At 51.2% G+C, this 22604-nt stretch carries 23 protein-coding genes and 2 riboswitches; of the genes, 1 reads left to right on the top strand and 22 read right to left on the bottom strand.

The genetic code is table 11. The features are described from left to right. Positions 1–18 precede the first annotated feature (18 nt). The 9 genes from AC50Y5_RS31355 to yabN form a co-directional block, all read right to left on the bottom strand. Positions 19–567: a S1 domain-containing RNA-binding protein gene (locus AC50Y5_RS31355; protein ID WP_056034813.1), complete on the bottom strand. Its 549-nt coding sequence runs from the start codon at positions 565–567 to the stop codon at positions 19–21. A gap of 103 nt (positions 568–670) precedes the next feature. After that, the gene (locus tag AC50Y5_RS31350; RefSeq protein ID WP_056034815.1) at positions 671–982 is read right to left on the bottom strand and encodes an FtsB family cell division protein; all 312 of its coding nucleotides are present in this window, start codon (positions 980–982) and stop codon (positions 671–673) included. Between the two features lie 69 nt (positions 983–1051). After that, complete coding sequence (yabQ, locus tag AC50Y5_RS31345; protein WP_056034817.1) at positions 1052–1642, bottom strand: spore cortex biosynthesis protein YabQ; 591 nt, start codon at positions 1640–1642, stop codon at positions 1052–1054. Positions 1643–1650: 8 nt separating this feature from the next. Next, positions 1651–1935 (bottom strand): sporulation protein YabP, encoded by a 285-nt coding sequence (yabP, locus tag AC50Y5_RS31340; protein ID WP_056034818.1) that lies wholly within the window; start codon positions 1933–1935, stop codon positions 1651–1653. Between the two features lie 209 nt (positions 1936–2144). Next, entirely contained in the window at positions 2145–2906 is a 762-nt protein-coding gene (locus tag AC50Y5_RS31335; protein ID WP_081418787.1) for a DUF817 domain-containing protein, read from the bottom strand. Further along, the gene (locus AC50Y5_RS31330; protein WP_056034823.1) at positions 2906–3514 is read right to left on the bottom strand and encodes a histidine phosphatase family protein; all 609 of its coding nucleotides are present in this window, start codon (positions 3512–3514) and stop codon (positions 2906–2908) included. Before AC50Y5_RS31330 ends, AC50Y5_RS31335 begins: the two co-directional genes overlap by 1 nt. 107 nt (positions 3515–3621) lie before the next feature. After that, the gene (locus AC50Y5_RS31325) at positions 3622–3903 is read right to left on the bottom strand and encodes an RNA-binding S4 domain-containing protein (protein ID WP_046234424.1); all 282 of its coding nucleotides are present in this window, start codon (positions 3901–3903) and stop codon (positions 3622–3624) included. Positions 3904–3906: 3 nt separating this feature from the next. Then, positions 3907–4179 (bottom strand): HU family DNA-binding protein, encoded by a 273-nt coding sequence (locus AC50Y5_RS31320; protein WP_046234423.1) that lies wholly within the window; start codon positions 4177–4179, stop codon positions 3907–3909. Positions 4180–4371: 192 nt separating this feature from the next. Beyond that, positions 4372–5853, bottom strand: coding sequence for a bifunctional methyltransferase/pyrophosphohydrolase YabN (gene yabN / locus AC50Y5_RS31315; protein ID WP_056034825.1), 1482 nt, complete (start codon positions 5851–5853; stop codon positions 4372–4374). 356 nt (positions 5854–6209) lie between these two features. On the opposite strand from yabN, the gene AC50Y5_RS31310 reads away from it, so the two are divergent. After that, positions 6210–6617, top strand: coding sequence for a hypothetical protein (locus AC50Y5_RS31310; protein ID WP_494865512.1), 408 nt, complete (start codon positions 6210–6212; stop codon positions 6615–6617). A gap of 53 nt (positions 6618–6670) precedes the next feature. Here the strand turns inward: AC50Y5_RS31310 and spoVT are convergent, their stop codons facing one another. From spoVT to AC50Y5_RS31245, 13 genes are all read right to left on the bottom strand, one after another. After that, complete coding sequence (gene spoVT / locus AC50Y5_RS31305) at positions 6671–7213, bottom strand: stage V sporulation protein T (RefSeq protein WP_046234419.1); 543 nt, start codon at positions 7211–7213, stop codon at positions 6671–6673. Positions 7214–7750: 537 nt separating this feature from the next. Next, a complete protein-coding gene (locus AC50Y5_RS31300; RefSeq protein ID WP_494865510.1) occupies positions 7751–7984 on the bottom strand; it encodes a hypothetical protein in 234 nt (77 codons plus the stop codon). Between the two features lie 24 nt (positions 7985–8008). After that, the gene (locus tag AC50Y5_RS31295; RefSeq protein WP_081418788.1) at positions 8009–8857 is read right to left on the bottom strand and encodes an ABC transporter ATP-binding protein; all 849 of its coding nucleotides are present in this window, start codon (positions 8855–8857) and stop codon (positions 8009–8011) included. Between the two features lie 177 nt (positions 8858–9034). Further along, entirely contained in the window at positions 9035–10861 is a 1827-nt protein-coding gene (gene atzF, locus AC50Y5_RS31290) for an allophanate hydrolase (protein WP_494865508.1), read from the bottom strand. Then, positions 10858–14559 (bottom strand): urea carboxylase, encoded by a 3702-nt coding sequence (uca, locus tag AC50Y5_RS31285; protein ID WP_494865506.1) that lies wholly within the window; start codon positions 14557–14559, stop codon positions 10858–10860. The genes atzF and uca overlap by 4 nt, the downstream gene beginning before the upstream one ends. Positions 14560–14581: 22 nt before the next feature. Continuing rightward, complete coding sequence (locus AC50Y5_RS31280) at positions 14582–15232, bottom strand: urea amidolyase associated protein UAAP2 (RefSeq protein ID WP_056034837.1); 651 nt, start codon at positions 15230–15232, stop codon at positions 14582–14584. 2 nt (positions 15233–15234) lie between these two features. Next, complete coding sequence (locus AC50Y5_RS31275) at positions 15235–15960, bottom strand: urea amidolyase associated protein UAAP1 (RefSeq protein WP_056034840.1); 726 nt, start codon at positions 15958–15960, stop codon at positions 15235–15237. Between the two features lie 49 nt (positions 15961–16009). After that, positions 16010–16159, bottom strand: a riboswitch (guanidine-I (ykkC/yxkD leader). Between the two features lie 148 nt (positions 16160–16307). Beyond that, entirely contained in the window at positions 16308–17099 is a 792-nt protein-coding gene (locus tag AC50Y5_RS31270; RefSeq protein WP_494865503.1) for a hypothetical protein, read from the bottom strand. Between the two features lie 244 nt (positions 17100–17343). Further along, a complete protein-coding gene (locus AC50Y5_RS31265; RefSeq protein ID WP_056034846.1) occupies positions 17344–17544 on the bottom strand; it encodes a type II toxin-antitoxin system antitoxin in 201 nt (66 codons plus the stop codon). Between the two features lie 13 nt (positions 17545–17557). Beyond that, complete coding sequence (locus AC50Y5_RS31260) at positions 17558–18430, bottom strand: SPFH domain-containing protein (protein WP_056034850.1); 873 nt, start codon at positions 18428–18430, stop codon at positions 17558–17560. A 502-nt stretch (positions 18431–18932) separates the two neighbouring features. Further along, entirely contained in the window at positions 18933–19733 is an 801-nt protein-coding gene (locus tag AC50Y5_RS31255; RefSeq protein ID WP_056034985.1) for an ABC transporter permease, read from the bottom strand. Between the two features lie 5 nt (positions 19734–19738). Further along, positions 19739–20755, bottom strand: a complete 1017-nt coding sequence (locus AC50Y5_RS31250; protein ID WP_494865500.1) for an ABC transporter substrate-binding protein — start codon at positions 20753–20755, stop codon at positions 19739–19741. A 182-nt stretch (positions 20756–20937) separates the two neighbouring features. Then, positions 20938–21086, bottom strand: a riboswitch (guanidine-I (ykkC/yxkD leader). Between the two features lie 145 nt (positions 21087–21231). After that, positions 21232–22407, bottom strand: a complete 1176-nt coding sequence (locus tag AC50Y5_RS31245; RefSeq protein WP_494865498.1) for an asparaginase — start codon at positions 22405–22407, stop codon at positions 21232–21234. Positions 22408–22604 lie beyond the last annotated feature (197 nt).

Here is a 22604-nt window from a genome sequence, read left to right as displayed (position 1 = left end):
TTAAAATATGGCTCTTACTTAAACCCGCTTGGCTCCGCGTCCACCGCGTTTGCCTTCGGTATTCTTCTTCAGGGAGGAAATGCGTTCTTCACTGTCTTTCAGGAAGCGCGACACTTTATCCTCAAAAGTTGGTTTTCCGTAAGCTGGTCTCCCGGCCTGCTGCTTGAATGGACGTCCACCACCGCCGCCACCGTGTCCTCCACGGTCGCCACGATCCTGACCGCCACCACTGCCGCCACGATTAAAGCGTTCTCCGCCGCCGCCACCAGGCCCGCCACTTGGACGAGAGCTTGGACGTGATTCGCGTGCAGGAGGCAGTTGGCCTTCTGGTCGATCAATTGCCTGTTTAATGGAAAGTCCAATTTTTCCGTCTTTGTCAACGTTAATCACTTTGACCTTGACCACGTCTTCGATCTTCAGGTGATCTTTCACGTCTTTGACGTAATTATCAGCAATTTCCGAGATGTGAACGAGACCTGTGACACCTCCAGACAAATCAACGAATGCCCCGAAATGCGTAATGCCTGTCACTTTGCCCTCTAACTTCGCGCCTACTTCAATTGCCATAAAATAAAATGTTCCTCCCTAAAAGTTTCGCTTAATGTACTATTAACGTGATTATAACCGAACGGAAGAAGGAAGGTCAACAGACGTTCACCCGTTTGTGCGTCTATTTAACCACCTGTATCTGTTGTTCGCCCTCTTTAACCATGCCTTGACCTTTGGTTGCCAGCTGGGCAATATATTCCGGATCGTTAAGCCGCTCAATTTCCTGTTGCAGCTGCTGCGCCTGATTTGTAGCTTCTTCCTTCTGTTTCATTACAGCTGCAAGCCGCAGTTCGGTAGCGTTTTGCTGCTGGATTTGTCCAAAGAAGGTATAAGCCGCCCAGCCCATGAAGAGGACAATAAACATCATCCACATCTTGATCCGACGCTTGGAGCCTGGATTAACGGTTAACTTGTTTGCTGCTGCTGTCGCCAATTGCTTGTACCCCCTTAAGAAATTGAACCAGATGCATCCATCACTCGATCTGCTCCATGCCATGAAAACTTAGAATAACTTCCGCCAAAGCGCAACTACGCGTGCAACCGCTGCCTTAAAGCGCTCTGTAAGCTTAAGCTTATCGGCGTACTTGATAATTAGGCGGTTCAACGGTCGTATGATAGGACCTAATACCCACCATAGCAATAGCCATAATGGACGAGTCAATTTTAACATAATTTTTAGAACAAAAATAGTGAAAGCAGTCCCAAATCCCAGTGCTACAATACCTAATTTGTATATCAGAAGGATCGGCTTAATAATGACAAATTCCACCGTTTTGACAATTCCTCTGATGAGTGCGCGGATGGCGCGAATGATGCCCTGTACCAGTTTGATGACTGGCTTGCTAAACAGAAAGTAATAGCTGGTCACACCTATTGCCAGCCCTAGGAAAACGTACGCCCGCACCTCGCCATTGTTGCTTGCGTACAGCACACGAAACACGATAATCGACGCCACCAGCCAGTAAATAATGTCCAGAACCGGCAGCCACCACCGTGGAAACCGCAGCTCATTCGACACCACACGATAGCCGTCAAAAGCGACTCCCATTCCGATTCCTGACAGAAGCATCATCGCGAGCGTGTACCACTGCATCGTCAGTGTCACTTAAATAATTTACCAAATATGCTTTTGGATTTGCTTGGGGCATTGCCGTCCAGATAGGCGAGTGAATGAACGAGCCCCTCTATAGCGACAAAGCCTTGCTCCAGGCTGAGATGCTTAATATGCAGGTTCTGCCCTTTAATCGTCAGGAAGCCCAGATCGGTTTCCAGCAAAAACTCCTCGCTGTCAAAGCTCTCCACGTTTAATACGCCGGTAATCTCCAGAAGCTTTCGATTGAGCATCTTCACTTCCTGACGCTTCTGTCCTTTATTCTGTTCCACCATTGACCCGTCCCTCCACTTCAAAAGCGTAGCTTATGCTAAAGCTTATGGGAGTGGGACGAACTTTAGAACCTGTCCAGAGGGACAAACCTATGGAATCTATGAAAGGGCTCATGAAAATAGAGCTGCTACCGATATATACCCTATTCTATGATTTTGAAACAGCAGAATGCCTTGCCTTCCTATCTATTAAAAGAAAGCTTCTATTGCGCTCAGCGGGCGCTTTTTACCCGTTTCAGCTGGGCTACAATAATGATGCTGATCACGACGAGCAGCAGCCATGAGCTGATTTTGCTCACATGAACGAGCGTCCATTGCTTTTCCTGATCCGGATAGGCCCATGCCCCGAAAAAAGTCATAATATTTTCCGCAATCCAAATAAAAAAACCGGTTAGAACAAAAGCCAGCGTAAGCGGCATCTTATATACAGCTTCCCCTAGCTTGAAGTGGACGCTGGTACGCCAGAATACGATAATCAGCCCCGCCATCAGCACCCATCTGAAATCCCACAAATAATGATGGGTAAAAAAGTTCAAATATATCGCTGCGCTGATCGCTACCGCATACGCCATTTTGGGCCAGCCCACCATCTCCAGATGGAGCCTGCGCCAGGACTGACAAATATAGCTTGCTACGCTCGCATACATGAAGCCGCTGTACAGCGGAACATCGAATACTCTCGACCAGCCTTCGCCCGGATACGTCCAAGAGCCCATTTTCACCTTATACACCTCAAGCGCCAGGCCGATAATGTGAAACAGGCAAATAACCTTCAGCTCATCCCACGTCTCCAGCTTTGTAGCTACCATAACAACCTGCATGGCCAAGCAGATGAGCAAAATAAGATCATAACGGGCGATACCCGGCACATGGACGTAATGCGTAAGAGCCATAGCCCCGAAGATTGTAACCGGAAACAGGCAGTTCAGTGCCTGCAAGTAGCCGAACAACAGCAGCTTTTTCAGAAAAAATATCATTTCGCCGCTGCTTCATTAACCACGCCGCTCAAATGCAGCGCACAATTAAACTTCTCGCATGTCCAGCCGCCTGCGGCATTCGCATAAATCGTCGAGATGGACGTATTTTGAAGCGGCTCGTTCTTATAGGCATCCGGCACAAGCTCCTTCAAGCAGCGGCCGATGAGCGCACCATGGCTGACGATGAGTACATTTTCACCCGGATGGTTAAGGGCAATCTCCCTCAGCACCTCGCTGCCACGACCAACAACGGATTCATGGCTTTCACCCTGCCAGTCCATTTCCCGCCAATCGGCTCCCCACTTCTCGATGCGCTCTGCCTCCGTGGTGCCCTCCAGCAGGCCGCCTCCCATTTCCCGCAGCCGTTCGTCCTGCTTGACCGCCATGCCGCCGCCCAGACGCTTTGCCACCGCCTCAGCCGTCACAAGCGCCCGCTGCAGATCACTGGAGTAAATATGATGCCATTCCTCCTTGCTGAGCCGCTCCGCCAATACCTCCGCTTGCTGCAAGCCTTCCTCATTCAACGGAATATCCGTAGAGCCCTGCGCTCTCCCCTCGACGTTCCATTGCGTAACCCCATGTCTAATCCAACCAATTTTCGTCATGCTCCACTTTCCCTCCTTGATTTTGTTCCATCCACAGTTATATACGTATATTTATAAAAAAAGGGCCGCTCTGCACATAATTACCATGCGCGAGCAACCCTTTATCTTTATTGCCATTCAAGATCATTGTCACGCGGACGCTGTTCTTCCTTCAGCACCGTGTAGAGCTCACCGGCTTCATCCTTGCGGGTCGTTTCGGCAATTCGCTCAATTCGAACGGTTACCGTCTTCTGCCCGTATTGGATAGCAAGCTCATCCCCAACCTTTACGGCGCTGCTCGCTTTCGCTTCGCGGCCGTTGATCCAGACGCGTCCCTGCTCGGACACATCTTTAGCGACTGTACGCCGCTTGATCAGGCGGGATACTTTGAGAAACTTATCCAGACGCATGAATTACTGGATAGCTTCTTTCAGCTTGTTGCCTGCTTTAAATGCAGGAACTTTCGATTCTGGAATGTTAATCTCTTTGCCTGTTTGTGGGTTGCGGCCAACACGGCTGGAGCGTGTGCGCGTTTCGAAAGTACCGAAGCCGATCAATTGTACTTTGTCTCCACCAGCAAGAGCATCTGTTACTTCTCCAAGAAAGCCGTTAAGAACAGCCTCTACATCACGTTTAGTCAAACCGCTTTTTGTTGCAATGTTGTTAATCAAATCTGTTTTGTTCATTCTAAAATCCTCCTAATAATAAGCTTAGCTAATGGTATAGCCGCACAGTACGGCCTACGTTCGTGAAAGTTTGAAACTGTTACACTTACGAAGTTAACTTATTCTGCTTGCCGACATGAATTCCTGCCGCTGACCGCAAATTTTTTTCACGAAAAGTGCGGAATCTTTGCTGCTATTAGCGAACCGCGTCCCTTACTGTCGCTTTGCTTCTTCCCACCAGCGGTCCATTTCTGTTAAATCAGTCTGGTCAAATGTTTTGTTGTTTATACGAAGCTGCTCTTCAATATAAGCAAAACGAGACTTGAATTTCCGGTTTGTCATCGTCAAAGCTTCCTCTGGATCCGCATGGATGAATCTCGCTGCATTGACGACGGCGAACAGCAAATCGCCTAGCTCACCCGCCTGCTCCAGCTCGTCCTTCGAGGCAATCGCTTCACGAAGCTCGGAGAGCTCCTCCTGGATTTTATCGAGCACAGGCCCAAGATCATCCCAGTCAAAGCCGACCTTCGCCGCTTTCTTCTGAAGCTTGTATGCCTTCATCAGCGCCGGAAGGTCCTGCGGAATGCCGTCTAGCTGCGACTGCCGGCTGGCAGCTGTGCCATTGCGCTCCTTCTCCTCGGCCTTCATCTGCTCCCAATTGCCAAGCGCCTCATCGGCATCCGCAGCGCTGCTTGCGCCAAATACATGCGGATGACGGAACAGCAGCTTCTCGTTCAGCGTCTCAATGACATCATAGACGGTAAACGCGCCCGTCTCCTCCTCCATCTGGCTATGCAGCATCACCTGCAAAATCACATCGCCGAACTCCTCGCGCATTCCGTCCGGATCATCATTATCTATCGCTTCAAGCGCCTCGTAAAGCTCTTCGATAAAGTTTTTGCGGATAGACGAGTGCGTCTGCTCCCGATCCCATGGACAGCCTTCAGGGCTGCGCAAAATGGCCACAATCTCATGAAGCCGATCAAAAGAGCGGTTCAGCACCGCATCCTCCGTCGTACGAGGCACGTACAGCAGCGATAGATTGCCAAAGCCTTGTGTACGATCAAGCTCATAGAGCGGCACGCGAATAATCTGCTCCTCGCCGGCAACACCGAGTGCATGCCCGATGACAACCTCGAAGTCGTCGGGATAACGCTCCATTAAAGCCAGCTTCACGTCGGATGCGGTAAACGCATCGTAAATTTGCCCAATAATCGTATGTACGCGCGGTTGAAGCATGGCGGGCTGAAGCTCTGCGGCATCCAGCAGTGCAAAACCCTCAATTGGATCAATGCCGAGCCGGATAAACGCTTGATCCAAGAAGCTCTCGCCGCCGATAATGTCGAGCTGCACGCCCGCAGCTGCACAGCGCTCGCGAAGCAGCTGCACCGTGCGCTCTGCGACCATCGGATGCCCTGGTACGGCGTATACGAGCGCCCCTTGCAGCGATTGAGCCTCCAGCAGCAGCGTGGCCGCTATCGCCTCATATACCTCCGGAAACGTATCATGCTGCTCGTACACGGAATCAAACGAGGTATACGCTAGCTCATGCTCCTTGAGCAGCGATATCGCCGGATGCTGCTCCGTCCTGACATAGACGCGCGCTGCCTGCTGGAGTCTGCGCCATACGCCAAGCGTCATTTGATCGGCGTCGCCAGAACCGAGGCCAACAACCGTAATATGCGGTTCACTCATTATTCTCCCACTCTCCTACAATTGGCTTGTCCCATTAGTATACTAAAGAAGACGCTGCTACTACAAAAAAGCGGACAAGCACATTTTAATCAATTCCCTTTTATGGAAAATTGAGGTATTATCTAGTCGAAGAGTTCGATGCCGTTCGATAAACCCTCTATAACCAGAAAGGCGGAGAATTAATTTGAAGAAATCCTTAATTTTAATAACGACATCTGCAATCATCGGAATCGGCACACTGACTAATCTGTGTTATTTAATCATCCAAGCCAAGGTTAATAAAAAAAATGGCGTTTATATCGGCTTAAACTGGGATGGATTTTTCCCAAATTACTCGCAAGGCACATGGTAACTAAATGAAAAGGACCTATAATAATTTAAATGCCAACGAGCAAAAATTGCATAAATTCTCCAGCATTGCCTCATCACTGCTTTATGGCTCCTTATTCGGCTACTCGCTCAATAAAGACATTTTTTTTATTTGGCTCATATTGATGCTGTGCGGCGGAATCGCTCTTTTACATGTAAAAAAGTGGATTAGGACAGAACTGCGAACAAAAATGATGACCCAAATCATCGTGTTCACCGTCCTGTTGGATGTTTGGATCGTTTCTGACTTCATTCCTGTGCCTATGCTGATTAAACAACTCGTTTTTTTAATTGCTTTTTGTATATTGGGCTACAAATATTTCAAGCTGCTTTATGCAGGCGAGCTCGCCGTTCAAGATGATGCCGCTATAAACACGCAAAAGCCCGGTGCTTAAACAGCTAACCTGCTGTGTGCACCGGGACTGTTCGTTTGTAGGGACAGCCTGTCCTACTGCTCCATTTGCTTCGCTAAAAAACCAGCAGCGGTCTCAGCCATTTTTTGCTCCATAATCGACATTTTCACAGCTTCATCCTTACTCAGCAGCACCACGGTACCGATCGGATCTCCGCCTGCAATAATAGGTGCTATAACGAAGGCTGAAAAAGTGTCACTTATATCTTTAATCATCTCATAAGCGCCAGGAGTCGTTTCGGCTACAGCCTTGCGGTTCTCCATGCAGCTCTCCAGTATCGGCCCAACCTGCTTGTCTAACAGGTCTTTCTTAGAGGCTCCGGCTACCGCAATAATCGTATCCCGGTCAGAGATGAGCGCCACGTGATTCGTGCTCTCGAACAGCGATTCTGCGTATTCTTTGGCAAAATCCCCGAGTTCGCCAATAGGAGAGTACTTCTTGAGAATAACCTCCCCATCGCGATCCACAAATATTTCAAGCGGGTCACCTTCCCGAATGCGTAGTGTCCGGCGAATTTCCTTCGGAATAACTACACGCCCAAGATCATCAATGCGGCGTACAATTCCAGTTGCTTTCATTTCATGTTGCCCCACTTTCCTAGAGGATTTTAAGTCTACTGGGTACGAACTACCTGTCTAATAGCGTAAACGGCTATCGCCGAAATGCAGCGGCAAAGGCTCGTTTCGCGCTGAAATATAAGCGGGTTATAAGCAAGGAACTTATAAAGTCTTATATTTTAAAAAACACGGCTAACAGGCGGGAAGCCTCGAATGCTGAAGCAGTCGTTTTTCGATGCATGACGAAGGCCGCCACTCGAATGACCGTTCTTTACTTGATCAAGCCAGGCAACTCGTTTGCTGTGAATCTGACCATAGTATTCATCCGCTCCCAATTTCTTATGCACGCACCTTGAACAGCAACCCTTCAAATCATTTTACCCTTTACATCCCCTTCATTAACACCGCCTTTCAGCACTCCTGAAAGGCGGCAGGCAGCTCGTTCCCGGACTAATTTCCTAGTTCCAGCGGGCGAATATTCACGAAATTTTTAAATATTTGTCGCTTCATCCAGCTCTTGGCCAGCAGCTCCACCATTTTGATTTAACCCTGAACCGGTTAAGCTTTTCGTTCTTGCCCTCCGCGGGCCTCCTCTTTTCGCCCTTCTTCTCCCCGAAAAGAAAAACATCCCGCTGCTCCATTAAGAGCGGCAGGATGCCTGAATAACATGACGGTAGCAAGCAAAGCCATAGCCGCAAGCAGTTTGGGACGAGCCTTGAGAACCTCGGCAGTAGGGAAATTCCGCTGATCTTTCTGTTCCTCTTCCAGCACAGCCCTAGTCAGTTTCTCCATTATTAACTCCTCCTTTAAAATCAATCAATCATGCTTCAGCAGATCGGCAAGCTCGCGCTTTAAAGCTAAAAATGATTGGTGCTCACGCACTTCTGGCGAACGCTCCGCAGGCAAATTCACTTTAAATTGCTTTAAAATCCGCCCAGGTCCAGCCCCCATTACAACAATGCGCTGCGACAGAAAGATCGCTTCATCAATATCGTGCGTAATGAAAAGCACGGTGGTTTTCTCCTTTTGCCACACATCCAGCAGCATCTCCTGCATCTCCAGCTTCGTCTGGGCATCCAGCGCGCCAAATGGCTCATCCATCAGCAGCACCTTCGGGCGATTGGCAAGTGCCCTGGCAATGGCCACACGCTGCTTCATTCCTCCTGAAAGCTGCTTCGGATATGACTTGTCGAACGACTCAAGACGAATGATTTTGAGCCAATAATTGGAGATCGCCCGGCGCGCAAGCGTGGGTACCCCTTGCAGCTTGAGACCATATTCGATGTTCTCACGCACCGTCAGCCACGGAAACAGCGTGTAGCCCTGAAAGACCATGCCTCGCTCTGCACCGGGCCCGACAATCTCTTCGCCATCCAAAGCAAGCATGCCGCTCGAAGGCTCATCAAGTCCGGCGACCATGCGAAGCAGCGTAGATTTGCCGCAGCCAGACGGGCCCAGTATCGTCAAAAACTCATTGGAGCCAATAGTGAGCTGAATATCGCGCAGCGCTTCAAAGCTGCTTTTTTTCGTTTGGTATACCTTATGGAGATCGCGGATTTCGATCGTTCCGCTGCCAGCAGCCGCTACGGCAGCTGGCGCGTGTTGCGCCAATACATTCTCCTTCGGCTGCTCTTTCTCTTTCGCTTTCGCTGTTACCGTCGCCATATTCAAACGTGATCGCCTCCATAAGCGTTCAATTTGCGCTGCCTAGCCTGCTTGCGTTCCAGCAAGCAAACCGGCATCGGATTTGACTAACTGCCGCCCGATTTGTCAGGTAATCTAACAATTTTAATTAGAATACCGCAAATTTTTACTATTTGTCAATTTATATGTTAGGTTTATTTACATTATACTTGTAGCCTGCTCATATTTTCGCCAGCCGCCATAAGCCGAAATTCGCTCTGCCCCTCCAAGAGCATAGCCTTCACAAATAAAGCCCGGCACCTCTTCTCCATGCTCCAGCTCCACTTTTCCTATGCCCAGTGGCGCCGGTATAAGAGCCGCGAACTCGCCGAAACGCGCCAGCGGCATTCGCCAAAGCTCCAGCGCGACCGATACGCCACCTCGATCCAGCTTAATCATGCCAGGCTTTGCCGGCGTCGTAGAAAGCTTAATCAGCTCATATTTAGCCGCCGTGCTCGCTTCCCTGACAAAGCTCGCTCCGAAAGCGTGCATTTGCCGCTCTAATGCGAATCCGCGCATATGGAGACCGCATACAGCCACTAGCGTCGTCTGATCGGCGTCGACGGTTTCGGATGGCACTGCTGCAACTGCGCTATTTTGACTGCACTCCGTCCAGCCCGACTGCCCAGACTCCATTGTCTGGTTGGCATACAGCCTCCCCAAGCCTTCAAGCAGATGCTCTTGATCCGCTAATGCGAACAGCGTTATGCCAAAAGGCAACCGCTCCGCTGCCTCCCCCGAGGGAAGAGCTACCGCACTTAGATCGAGCAAATTGCAGTGGTTCGTAAAAGCGCCCATTGCCGTATTCGTCTGTATAGGCTGCTCGCGCACCTGCTCACGCGTCCACGTTCCGCCACAGGTAGGCATAACCAGCACTGCATCATCGAGCAGGCTCTTTGCCGCCAGCTTGAAGGCTTGCAAGCGATGCATGGAAGCAAATACGGAAGCTGCCGTATGGCGCTCAGCAGCTCCCGAACGAAGCACCTGCTCCGTTGCAGGCACCGTAATTCCGGGATGGCTTTCGATAAAACTGCCCAGATCAGCCCAGCGTTCTGCCACCCAAGGACCTTCATATAGCTCAGCTGCCGCTTCCGCAAACAAGCTGCAATCCACATTTTCAATAGCAATCCCCAGCTGTTGCAGCTGTTGAACGGAGGCATCCCATGCCTGAACGTAATCGCCCGCATACGGTCCATAAAAGGCCGGACGCTCTAGCGGCAAATACAGCTTGGACGGCAGGCCGCTCGCAGAGCGCGCAACCTCCCTTGACCATGGATCAGCGGGATCGAGGCCGCGAGCGGAGCTATCGACGGCGAGCGCATCATCTATACTGGGGGCGAATACCGTCACACAGTCCAAGCTGGCGCAGGCAGGCACGACGCCCTTGGTCGGCCACGCGCCAAGGGTCGGCTTATAGCCGACAAGCCCGTTCAGCGCAGCCGGCACCCGGCCGGAGCCGGCGGTGTCTGTGCCAAGCGAGAATACCGCTTGGCCGCGGGCAACAGCGACAGCCGAGCCGGAGCTCGAGCCGCCGCTGATCAGCTCGGGGCGCAAAGCATTATGCGCCTCGCCGTAAGGGCTTCTCATGCCGACCAAGCCGGTGGCGAATTGGTCGAGATTGGTTTTGCCCAGCGGAATGGCTCCCGCCCGAACTAAACGCTCCACTACAGTGGCGTTTTCTTCTGGCGTATAGGCAAATTCCGCACAAGCTGCCGTTGTCGGCCAGCCAGCAACGTCGATATTGTCCTTGATCGCGAAAGGAATGCCCCAGAGCGGCGTTTTTGCCGGATCAAGCAGCGCGAGCCGCTCCAAATAAGGGCGCAGCCGCGCAAGCGCAGGCGGTGTAATCCAGATGTTCATTGCGGCATCCCGCTCGGAACGGCGGATGATTTCTTCAATAACCGCCTCAGGAGCAAGCTGCTTGGCGGCATATTTTTCACGCAGCCACTGCATCGTAAGCACTTCAGGAAAAGTAACAGCCGTCATACGAGCGACACCTCTTTCTGGATTTGCATAATGCCAGCAACAAGCTGGCCAGTATGAACCTCATCACCAGGCTTGACATAGATCGAAGCAACGACCCCGTCACAGGATGCCTGCTGGGAAAACTCCATTTTCATGCTTTCGACAATGATAAGCGTATCGCCCTTTTTCACCTGATCACCCGGACCTACGAGCACTTTCCAGACGCTTCCCGGCATATTGCAGCGTATAGCCTCCGCTCCCGCAGGAAGCTCCTTTTCTTCGCCTTGAGCCGCACCATCCTGCTCAGACACATATTCCGCAAGCCCAAGCGCCTTCCAGCTATCGCGCTCTGCCTTGAACGCCGCCTGCTGGGTGTCGCGGAACGATGCCGCATCCTCTTCAATAGAAGCAAGAAATAGCAAATAGTCATTCAGTTGAAAGGTCGTCTCCTTAATTTCGACATCAAAGCGCCCACGCGGGAAGTCCTCACGCATCTTCAGCAGCTCATCCGCAGCAACCGGATAAAACTGAATTTGGTCAAAAAACCGCAGCAGCCACGGCTTGCCCGCCGTAAAGCTCTTCGTCGCCTGCAGCTTATTCCACATTTGAATCGTGCGCCCAACAAATTGATAGCCGCCCGGCCCTTCCATGCCATAGACGCACATGTAGGCTCCGCCAATTCCAACTGCATTTTCAGGCGTCCACGTCCGCGCCGGATTATATTTGGTCGTCACCAGACGATGCCGCGGATCAATGGGCGTAGCAACTGGCGCACCCAAGTACACATCGCCCAAACCTAGCACCAGATAACTGGCATCGAAAACGATTTGCCGCACATCCTGCCTATCCTCCAAGCCATTGATCCGGCGAATGAACTCTATATTGCTCGGGCACCATGGAGCATCCGGACGCACCGTTTGCTGATAGCGGTCTATCGCCAGCTGCGTGGACGGATCGTCCCATGACAGCGGAAGCCGCACAATTCGCGATGGAACTTCAATGGTCTCAAGCGGCGGCAGCAGGCTATCCAGCTCCAGCAAGCGGCGGCAAGCATCGCGGGCCGTGATGCGAGTGCGATCGATATGCACCTGCAGCGAGCGAATGCCCGGCGTAAGATCAAGCACCGGAAGCGAAGCATCCGCCCGTATGGCCTCCATCAGCACATGCACCTGAAAACGGAGCAAAATGTCCAGCTTCAGCTCGCCATATTCCACGAGCAAATTCTCATCCCCACTGCACCGAATAGCGATGGGAAAACGCCGCCCCTCCTCCTCGCTGACGAGCAGCGGATAGGACGGCGAAAGCAGCTGCCCCCTAGGCTCAGGAAGCTTCAGCTCTTGAAGTGACGCCATGTCGCCTTCGCCAAGCGCCCGCAGATTAGCTTCCTGTGCCTCGCGCAGCACATCAGCCTCTTCAAGCGTCAATAGCTGAAAATAGACCTTGTCGCCGGGATGCAGCTGCCCCAGCTTCCAAAATTCGGCCGAAGCCGTCGTAACCGGACATACAAAACCGCCGAGGCTCGGGCCATCTGGCCCCAGCAGGATCGGCATATCGCCCGTCAAATCAAGCGTTCCCACAGCATAGGCATTGTCGTGAATATTAGAAGGATGCAGCCCCGCCTCTCCGCCATCCTCTCTAGTCCAAAGCGGCGCTGGGCCGATTAAACGCACGCCTGTGCGGGAGCTGTTAAAGTGAACCTCCCACTGCGTTTCGGTTAACTGCTGCAAATATTCCGGCCGCAAAAATTCCTCTGTACAATGCGGTCCCGGTATAACGCCGATTGTCCATTGCCCTGTAATGGCCGGACGGTACACAGGAGCAAACTCCACCGCTAACGGTGCGGATAAATAGTCTCGCGACAGCTCCGAGCAATGTTCAGAGAACGCCATTTCATGTGATAGCATGCTGCCAGCGCCGTGCACTCTCAGCACATCCCCAGCTCGCAGCGCCCGGCCGCCATGACCGCCAAAGCCGCCCAGCGTAAACGTTGCAGCACTACCCAGAATAAGCGGCATATCCAGTCCGCCTGCAATTTGCAAATACGTCCGAAGCCCCGCCGCCGCCTCGCCGAAGCTGAGTACCTGACCCGCCTTTGCTAGAATAGGCGCATACAGCGGAACAAGCTCGCCATCCAGCTTCGCCTGCATATCAGCACCCGTCAGGCAAAACCGCATTGCACTACGGAAGCGATAAGAACCTCCGCGCAATGTCAACTCCAGGCCCGCTACCTGATCCGAATTGCCGAGCAGCTTGTTGCCGAGACGGAAGGAGTAAGGGTCCATTGGTCCGCATGGCGGCACACCGACATCCCAATGCCCGACTCTTCCGGGCCAATCCTGCACCGTCGTCTGCACGCCGCCATCCAGCACCTCAATGGCTTGTTCCACTGGCGCAAAGCCTTCCAGCATCCGCGTATAAACTAGCCCCTCCTTGCAAGCTGCATCCTCAAGCAGCGCCTGCACATATTGCAAATTCGTCGTCAGTCCGTACATCCGCGTCTGGGCCAGCGCCTCGCCCAATTTGCGCAAAGCATCGTCGCGATCCGTGCCGTGCACGATAATTTTCGCCAGCATCGGGTCATACAGCGTCGTAATGGTCATGCCATCTCTCACCCATGTTTCATTGCGCGCCTGCTCCGAAAATCTCGCTTGATCCAGTTGCCCCGCACTCGGGCGAAAGCCCTGCAGGCAATCCTCGGCGTAAATCCGCGCCTGAATGCTATGTCCCTGCGGCTTCTTCACGAGCGTATGCAAATCGCGCAGCTCGCCCGCCGCTTCCCGCACCATCCATTCCACGAGATCGAGGCCAAGCACTTCTTCCGTAACACCATGCTCTACCTGCAGCCGCGTGTTCACTTCCAGAAAATAAAAAGCGGCCGTTTCCGGGTCATATAAATACTCCACCGTCCCCGCACTGCGGTAGCCCACTTCGGCAGCGAGCCTCGTTGCCGACTCCATCATGGCCGCGCGGACACTATCCGGCAAATGGGGCGCCGGGCTTTCCTCCAGCACCTTCTGATTGCGCCGCTGCACGGAGCAATCCCTCTCACCGAGCGCAACAACCTCGCCATAGCTGTTGCCGAAAATCTGCACCTCGACATGGCGCGCTTTGGCGATGTATTTTTCCAAAAACATGCCGCCGTTCTTGAAATTCGTCTCCGCCAGATGACGAACCCCCTCATAAGCAGCAAGCAGCGCCTGCTCATCGTCACACACCCGCATACCGATACCGCCGCCGCCTGCCGTGCTTTTCAAAATAACCGGGTATCCGATTTGCTCCGCACGCAGCACCGCTTCTTCCACACTGTCAATCAGCTCGGTTCCCGGCAGCATCGGAACACCCGCCCTTGACGCCAGCTCACGAGCGGAGTGCTTCAGCCCAAACTGCTCCATTTGCTCCGGAGTCGGGCCGATGAATACGATGCCGCGCTCGGCGCAAGCACGGGCAAAGTCTGCATTTTCACTCAAAAATCCATAGCCCGGATGAATCGCCTCCACACCTGTTGCGATCGCCGTCTGAAGAATGAGCTCCGCATTCAAGTAGCTCTCTTTGGCGGGACCATCCCCAATCCATACCGCTTCGTCGGCGTTATCGACATGCCTGCTGTCTTGATCTGCCTGCGTGTAGACAGCAACAGATTGAATGCCCAGCTTGCGCAGCGTGCGCTCGATTCTCACGGCAATTGCGCCACGATTAGCAATCAGTACCTTTGTAAACATAGCGACCTCTCCCCGCATTTATTTATTCGTTCCAGATCAGCACCTGTACAGGTGTTGGGTTATAGGCATTGCAAGGATTGTTAAGCTGCGGACAGTTGCTGATGAGCACCGTTGTCCTGCCGTGCGATTGCATCTCTACGTAATAGCCAGGCGCGGATACGCCGTCCGCAAACTGCAAGCCTCCTTCAGCGGTCACCGGCACATTCATGAAAAAATTTACGTTCGGCGCCAAATCGCGCTTTGTATAACCCGCCTCCCGCTTCGACAGCTGGAGCATGAACGTATCGCGGCAGTTGTGCATATGCAGCTTTTCATGGGCATATCTCACCGTGTTGCTCTGGGCAGAGCAGGAGCCGCCAATCGTATCGTGGCGTCCGCATGTATCGGCAATGATCGTCACGAGCGGCTTGCCCGATTCCGCCCGCAGCACCGACCCCGCCGTTAAATATACGTTCGCTTGCCCCGCAATCGTCGCGATGGCACTATAGTGATCTTCCGGCTGATCAGCGTCGTAAAAAAGCGTGTCCGCCGCCTGATTGCCTTCCAGATCGACAATTCTGAGCACTTGGCCAGGCAGCAGATCATGCATCCAGCCATCACCCGCCAAAATCGTTTTACTGTATACAGCCTCCGCTACCTTGCGCGGGCTTTCTATCAGATTAAATGCGGCCATTATTATTCGCCTCCTCGTAAAGCATCGTATTCCCACGTATTTTCAAACGCACGGCGATTTTCCGCACGATAATTCACACAGTAATCATGCTCCCGGTCTACCGCTTCCGCAGCCAATACTTCAATCAGCACAGGAACCGATGGATAACCCCTTCTTGCATCGAGCGGATTAGGCGTATTCGATAACACTAGCAGCACATCCATTTCCGTCCTAAGCGTTACAGCGCTGCCCGCCTGGCAATGATGCTCCGCATAATGCATATCACCCTGCTCGTCGCAGCTGATTTTGGAAAACCAATTGACGACCGGCATTAAATCTCTGACACCCATGCCGCTTCGCACGAGCTCCACCGCCAAATTTTCCTGCCCGCTTCGCAGCCAGCCGTTTCGAAGCTCCTGATAAGTCGTCGCACCATAGCGCTCATCCGTCAGCTCGCGGCTTGTGTAGCCGCCAAGCGGATCATGCCAGCCAAGCTCATCTTCTACAATGCTGACCATTGCGCGTCCGTTGTCGCTCATCAACACATTCCCTTTGGTCAGATGTGAGGTATGCTGCGCCTTAAGGGTATCCGGCATATTGTAGCGTTCATTCAGATCTGCGGCACTGAACAGCATGGCAGACACATTAGCCCCACCTTCAAGGGCAGTCAAACGGATGAGCCTCCCCCGTCCAATAACACCTGACCACTTGCCTCCAGCTTCAATTGTCTTGCTCCACCCTTTACTCATTTCCACTCCGCCTCCCCGTGAATATAAATAAAAAAAGCCTGGGAGATTGATCTCCCAGGCTTTTATCCTTCCGTGTTATACAGCGATTCGCGCCAGCAGCACTTATATTCGACTGTATGCCGTCTCTCGGACCAGGCTTAGCATTCATCAGAGGAGGCAATCCCCATATGCAGCTAACGGAACCCTAGACAGCGGTTTGTTTCCAGTTTATTTTGCAACGGAAACCCATATTTAATTGTCATATAACCTAACACTAAATAGATTATATGACCGTTGAATATCATTTGTCAACGATCATGTTAGATAATGTAACATTAAATATAACGCTATATAAACAACTCACCCTTCTACGGCATTGAGTATGCGTCTAATTGCTCCTCTCGGTTTAGCGAAATAGTAATCTTCTTGATTTTTCGTTCACTTGAAGCGAGCCAATTTCGAACTTCTTCAAACCCCGTTTTAGATGATTGCAGATCAGCCGAAGCCATCCAAAATTGATTATTATCTACCCATTCGTAGTCAGGAATCGGCCAAGTTGGCGTGTACATATACACCTCGCCCAGTTCCGCCCTCTCATATGGAACAACCTTCATCTGCACCAAATCAACAGCAAACAACACATTCCGGACAATCTGCCCGCCCTCATTGTAGCCAAATCTCAATAACAGCCTATTTTTCTCTGGAGAAAGCTTATAATCTTGAAAAATGCCGTCCGCCAAGCCAACGCTTACAAGCCCGGAATTACTTTCCTTCACCAAAATAGTCGAGCATTGCTTATTGCCACAATTGTACTTCAGCAAAATAAAACGTTCTTGATCAGCGATATCGAGCATTTCCAATTGAGTCCGTTTGACTTCTTTTTCAATATCAGCAACATGAGCTTGCAAGCCCAAATATTCCTTATAGAGCGGGATATCGCCAATAGCCAATTCCACCTTCTCGCCGTTAGCCCCTTCGACCACGAGCACCTCAGGTCCAACCTTCTCCTTTTCCAAGCGAACCGAATCAGCCGCATCTGTACCAGCAGGAGCCTCCTTATGATTGCCCTTCAAGAAATAAACAGCCGCTGCTCCCGAGACAAATACAAATGCCATCACAATAACAAGCACCAGAGATGAACTCTGCCGTTTTTCGTTCATTTTCATCCCCCCCCATCTGCCATACCATTAACCCTCATGCCTGCAACATACATACTAATAGCTTTAAAGTAAACGACGCTTCCTTCCATAAAAAAAGTTACAAGGCAGCCGCGCTCGTTTAATGACCGCTGACCCAGTGAATCCCCCACCTCAAACAAAGCCAAACAGCAGCTTATCGTCCTTAGACGGCAGCTGCTGTTTGGCTTTGCTCTTGCCCATAATCAGGCTCTCTATCTGCTTCTCTCTATTCCTTAGGCTCACCAGCAATTTCCGGAGGCTCGGCTGGTTTTGGCTTTGGCAGCCTGCCAGAGCGGCTAAGCGCCTCGCGCAGCAGAAACTCAATATGTCCATTAACGCTGCGAAATTCCTCATTAGCCCATTGCTCCAGAGCGCGGTGAATGTCAGGATTCAGTCGGAGCGGAAAAGCTTTCTTTTCTTTTCCCATTATCGACAGCTCCTTACGTGTACAAAGACCCGGTATTAATGACCGGAGTAGCAGAACGATCCGATACGATCGCCACCATCAGATTGTTGACCATCGCCGCACGCCGCTCCACGTCCAGCTCAATTCCACTATCCTCCAATTGCTTCAACGCCGCATCCACCATGCCAACTGCGCCTTCAACGATTTTCTGGCGAGCCGCCACAATCGCTGTCGCCTGCTGCCTTTGCAGCATCGCGCTAGCAATTTCCGGCGCATAGGCCAGATGCGTCAGCCGCGTCTCAATCACTTCAACTCCCGCAACAGCAAGCCTGCTTTGCAGCTCCTTGAGCAGCTCTTCAGCCACTTCCTCCGAATTGCCTCTGAGCGACATCGCATTCTCATCCGTATGCGTATCATATGGGTGCTGCGCCGCCGTGTGGCGAACAGCCGTCTCGCTTTGGATTTCTACAAAACGCTCATAATTGTCGACATCGAAGCTGGCACGGGATGTATCCGTCACTTTAAATACAACAACCGCTCCAATTTCAATCGGATTGCCGTCAGCATCATTGACTTTCAGCGTATGGCTGTTAAAGTTGCGCACTTTAAGCGACACCTTCTGCTTGTTCGTCAGCGGAAGCGTCATCCACAGCCCCGCATTCCTTACCGTACCGATATATTTTCCGAAAAAGGTGATGACCTTCGCTTCATTAGGCTGCACAATCGTCAGCGAGGAAGCGGCGATAATAAAAACAAGAATCAGCAAAGCACCTGCAATAATCAAAAGAAAGTCCGGCTGTGAGTCCGATGCGCCAAACACAATAAGAATAACTCCCCCAACAAGTGACAATATGCCAATGAGCAATGCTAAAAATCCATTCACATGCCAAGCTTTGTACTCCTTCATCTGTCAGAACACCCCTTAGTATTAATTTGATATATTTATGATATCACTTTTTACATTTATATGCAAGCAAGCGCAAACGGCTGAAGCCGTCCTCTGGCGGCAAAGCTGTCGTTTCGCGCAGAAATATAGAGAAAGGCTGGAAAAATCATATACTATCCTATAATTTAAAAAAGGCCCACAATCCTCAGGGAAATCTCCCTATTGGACTGCAAGCCTCGCATAGCAGGTACTGATATTCTTTTTTTAACATCCCGATCCCGATCGAATGCTTCGCGTTCTTCATTTCAGGAGTTCACACCCTTCACCAAGGTAGACTTGGCGGACACAACAGCCGCTATTTTAACAAAATCAAGGGTTACGGCCAGACAGCGGACTCAGGAGCAGCTAACGCACTCCCCATCACCATTTTGACAGGATTATATAGGTGATAACGGATTCCCTGTCCGCTTACGGCCCAAAATCAGATCAAAAGCCAAAATAGCGGAACCTCAGTCCTCGAACGCTATACCCAAGGAAATAATCTGCGGTTCAAAAAGGCAAAAATGCGGTCGCTAATCAAGCCCAGCAATCCAATGACGAAAATACCAACAAAAATTTCCTCCGTATTCAAAAATCGCTGCGCCTTCATAATCGCATATCCCAGCCCGCTGTTAACCGCAACCAACTCCGCCACAACCAGATACGTCCATGCCCAGCCGAGAATAAGCCGCATCGTGTGCATGAGCTGCGGTTGGATCGCCGGTATCAGCACCGTCTCAATCGCCTTCCAACGACCTGCTCCAAGCGTAAAGGAGGCTTGCAGCAAATCTTGCGACACCCTGCGCGTATTGTCAGCTACCATCAGCACCAGCTGGAAGAAGCAGCCGATGAAAATAAGCAGCACCTTGGCCCACTCCCCAATCCCTGCCCATACCATAATAAGCGGAATGAAAGCGACCGCCGGCATATAGCGAATAAATTCCATCGGCGGCTCCACCAGCGCTTCGCCGAACTTGAACGTTCCAGCCAATATCCCGATGGGAATGCCCAATACACATGCCAACAGGAAGCCCGACATTACGCGAAATAAGCTAACGCCAATATGATTCCAATAATCAGAGCTGCCGAGCAGCTCTATAAAGGTAGTCAGAACGACATGCGGCTTCGGCAAAAATACAGGGTTCACTGCCTCCGTATAGCTCAGCAGCGACCAGAGCAGCAGAAGGAGCAGAAAAGAGCAGCTAGCTGTAAGCGCAAACGCCCGGGGGCCGATATCTTTAAAAATCTGTATCCGATGCGGCTTCCGCCGCCGAACTGCTTTCATCGCCATCACTTCCCTGCTGTTGTATTTTTGACGAATTGCGAGTCGAATAGTCCGCTCACGTCATCTATGTCACCGACCATATCAAGTCCGCGCAAGAAATTCGCCGTCTGCCCCGCCGTATACTCAAGCGAGGTATATTCATCACGCTTCTCAAAGGCATGGAGATTATCCGCTTGCGAGAACAGCTTGATGCCGCCAAATCCCAGCTTGAGATCTTCCGGGGTCGTCTCCGCCTTAGCCGCGAGCAGCTTCAGCACTTCTTCCTGATTGGCTTCATAATACGCAAGCGCATCGAACCAAGCATCCACCACCTTCTGCACTTCAGCGGAACGCTTCTGCACGACCTCTTCACGGAACACAAGCAAATCTGGAATAAGCCCCGGCGTATCTTTAGAAGAGAACAACACTTTCCCCTTGCCCTCCTTCACCGCAATCGTCTGGAACGGCTCCCACAGCACAGAAGCATCTGACTTTCCGGAAATAAAAGCGGGTCCCGCATCATTCACCGTCATATTGACGTAGTTCACATCTTCTTCCTTCATGCCATTTTGCGCCAAGGCAGTCAGCAGCAGCAAATGATCGACAGTTCCAAGCTCCGTCGCGACCGTTTTTCCCTTCAAATCCTGAATGGACTGGATTTCCGATTTGCTGACAATCGCATCGCCTCCGAAGGAGTTGTCGTTGACCAGAACCGCTTTAAGCGGAATTCCTTTTGAAAAAGGAGCAAGCGTATCGCTCAGCGTCTGGCTGTTCGCATCGACTCTCCCCGTTGCCAAAGCTTGCAGCGAGTCGCTGTATACCGGGAAAAACTCCAGCTTGACGTTAACGCCATGCTTTTCAAAAAAACCTTTTTCCTCCGCTACATACCACATATACCAGCCCGGCCACGGGCTTAGGGCAATCGTAATCGGCTCCCCTCCCCCTCCTTCCTCCGCTTTGCCTTCTGAACTGCTGCAACCCGACACAACAAACACCGACACGACAAGCAACCCTAAGAGCCAAACCTTCCACGACCGTCTCATTGTCCCACCCCTTGTCTTTATAGCTCCAGCCCCTGAATAACGGGAGATTGGGCTAAGCGTAAACAGCTGTCACCGTCCTCTGGCAGCAAAGCTGCCATTTCGAGGGCGAAATATAAAAATGTATAAGTATGTAACTCATACATTTTTACATTTCTAAAAAAACAAAAGCCTAGGAGATTGTGATCTCCCAGGCTTTTATCCTTCCGTGTTATACAGCGGTTGCCGCCATCTCTCAATGGGTGCACGCTCGCCGTACGCCGTCTCTTGGACCAGACTTGATAAGGCGCAAGCACGCTTGCAGCCTTTCAACGGAACCCTAGACAGCTTGTCGTTCCCGATGTGTACAGCCAGCATAGGAACCATATGTTTTTTTGTCAGATTACCTTACATTTATCTGTATTATAGTAGGGCATCCAACATTCTGTCAATACTCATGTCATGTTAATTTACGTCGTTTTTATCTAAAATGCTTTGTATTATGCAGCAGCTTTCACCGCAGTATCTTCCGGCACTTCCAACGCACCGTAAGTAGTGAACCATTTTTGCATAGTCGGGAAATCGCTTGTGTAAGTCAGAGTCAGCATAAGCAGAATACGAGCATGAGCTGCATTCAAGTTATCCCCTGCCAAAATCCCATCGCTGCCGCCATAAACATTGCCCGATCCGGTTCTTGTCGTCGTTACGAAAACAACACCCTTCTCAATCGCCTTCGTACGTTCTTCCCTCATTGCAGCGGAAATGCCGCCAGCTCCTGTACCCGCTGTAACAATCCCTTTCGCCCCGCCGTCTACGAAGCCTTTGATCGCCTCGCCGCCAGCACCTTGATACGAATAAGCAATTTCGACCTTCGAGAAGCCGGCCTTCGGCAGCTTGGACAGATCAAACGGCGTTGCCCACTCTGCATCGGTTTTCAGCGCTCTTGTTGGCACGCGGTAAATTTGAATAATCGATTCATCAATGTAGCCCAGCGGGCCAAATCCTGGCGACTCGAATGTATCAAGACGCAGCGCGTTTGTTTTCGTCACTTCACGCACAGCATGAATCTCATCATTCAGCATGAGCACGGTGCCGAATTTCTTCGTCTTGCCGCTTGCTGCCAGCTTGATCGCATTAAACAAGTTCGCCGGAGCATCACTTCCGATTACTGTCCATGGACGCATAGAGCCCGTAATAACAACCGGCTTCGAGCTGCGAACCGTAAGGTCGAGGAAATAACCGATCTCCTCCATCGTATCCGTACCTGTCGTAACGACTACACCGTCGTATTTCTTCAACGCTGCATCTACTGTCATCGATAGGCTTGCCAGATCATCCATCAGATAAGCCGATGAGCCTTTGTTGCCAAATTGCACAGTCTCAACGTCTGCCATCTTATCCAGATTCGGCAGACTCTTCACCATATCTTTAATTAAAAGCGTACCCGCACGGTACGTTTGAAAGCTTGTCTCATCCGTCGATTGTCCAGCAATCGTGCCTCCTGTACCAATAACCAGAATGTTAGGGAGCTTCGATTTTTGGAAGGAAGCAGGCACCTCAGGAAAAGCAATTGCCTGGATAGCAGCCTCAGCGGCTCCTACGGGAGAAATAAATGTTACGAGTGCGATAATGGCAGAAAGCGAAAAAACAGTCATCCTTTTAATAGACAGCATCATCTTGGTTCCCTCCACTTAACTATAATGTAATCTCTATTGCGTTATATTATCTCACATATTTAAATCGAACAAGTGACTTTATACCTATATGTGTAAGAATAACTAACATAAATTTAATGACGGTGTGAGGTCTTCTGCTAAAACAATCCAACCGCGAGATCGCCTTGTCCCGCTCCTTATATTTCTAAAAAAACAAA

The organism is Paenibacillus sp. JT22N7 (genome assembly GCF_059383875.1).
This window is presented reverse-complemented; position numbering and strand designations above follow the sequence as displayed.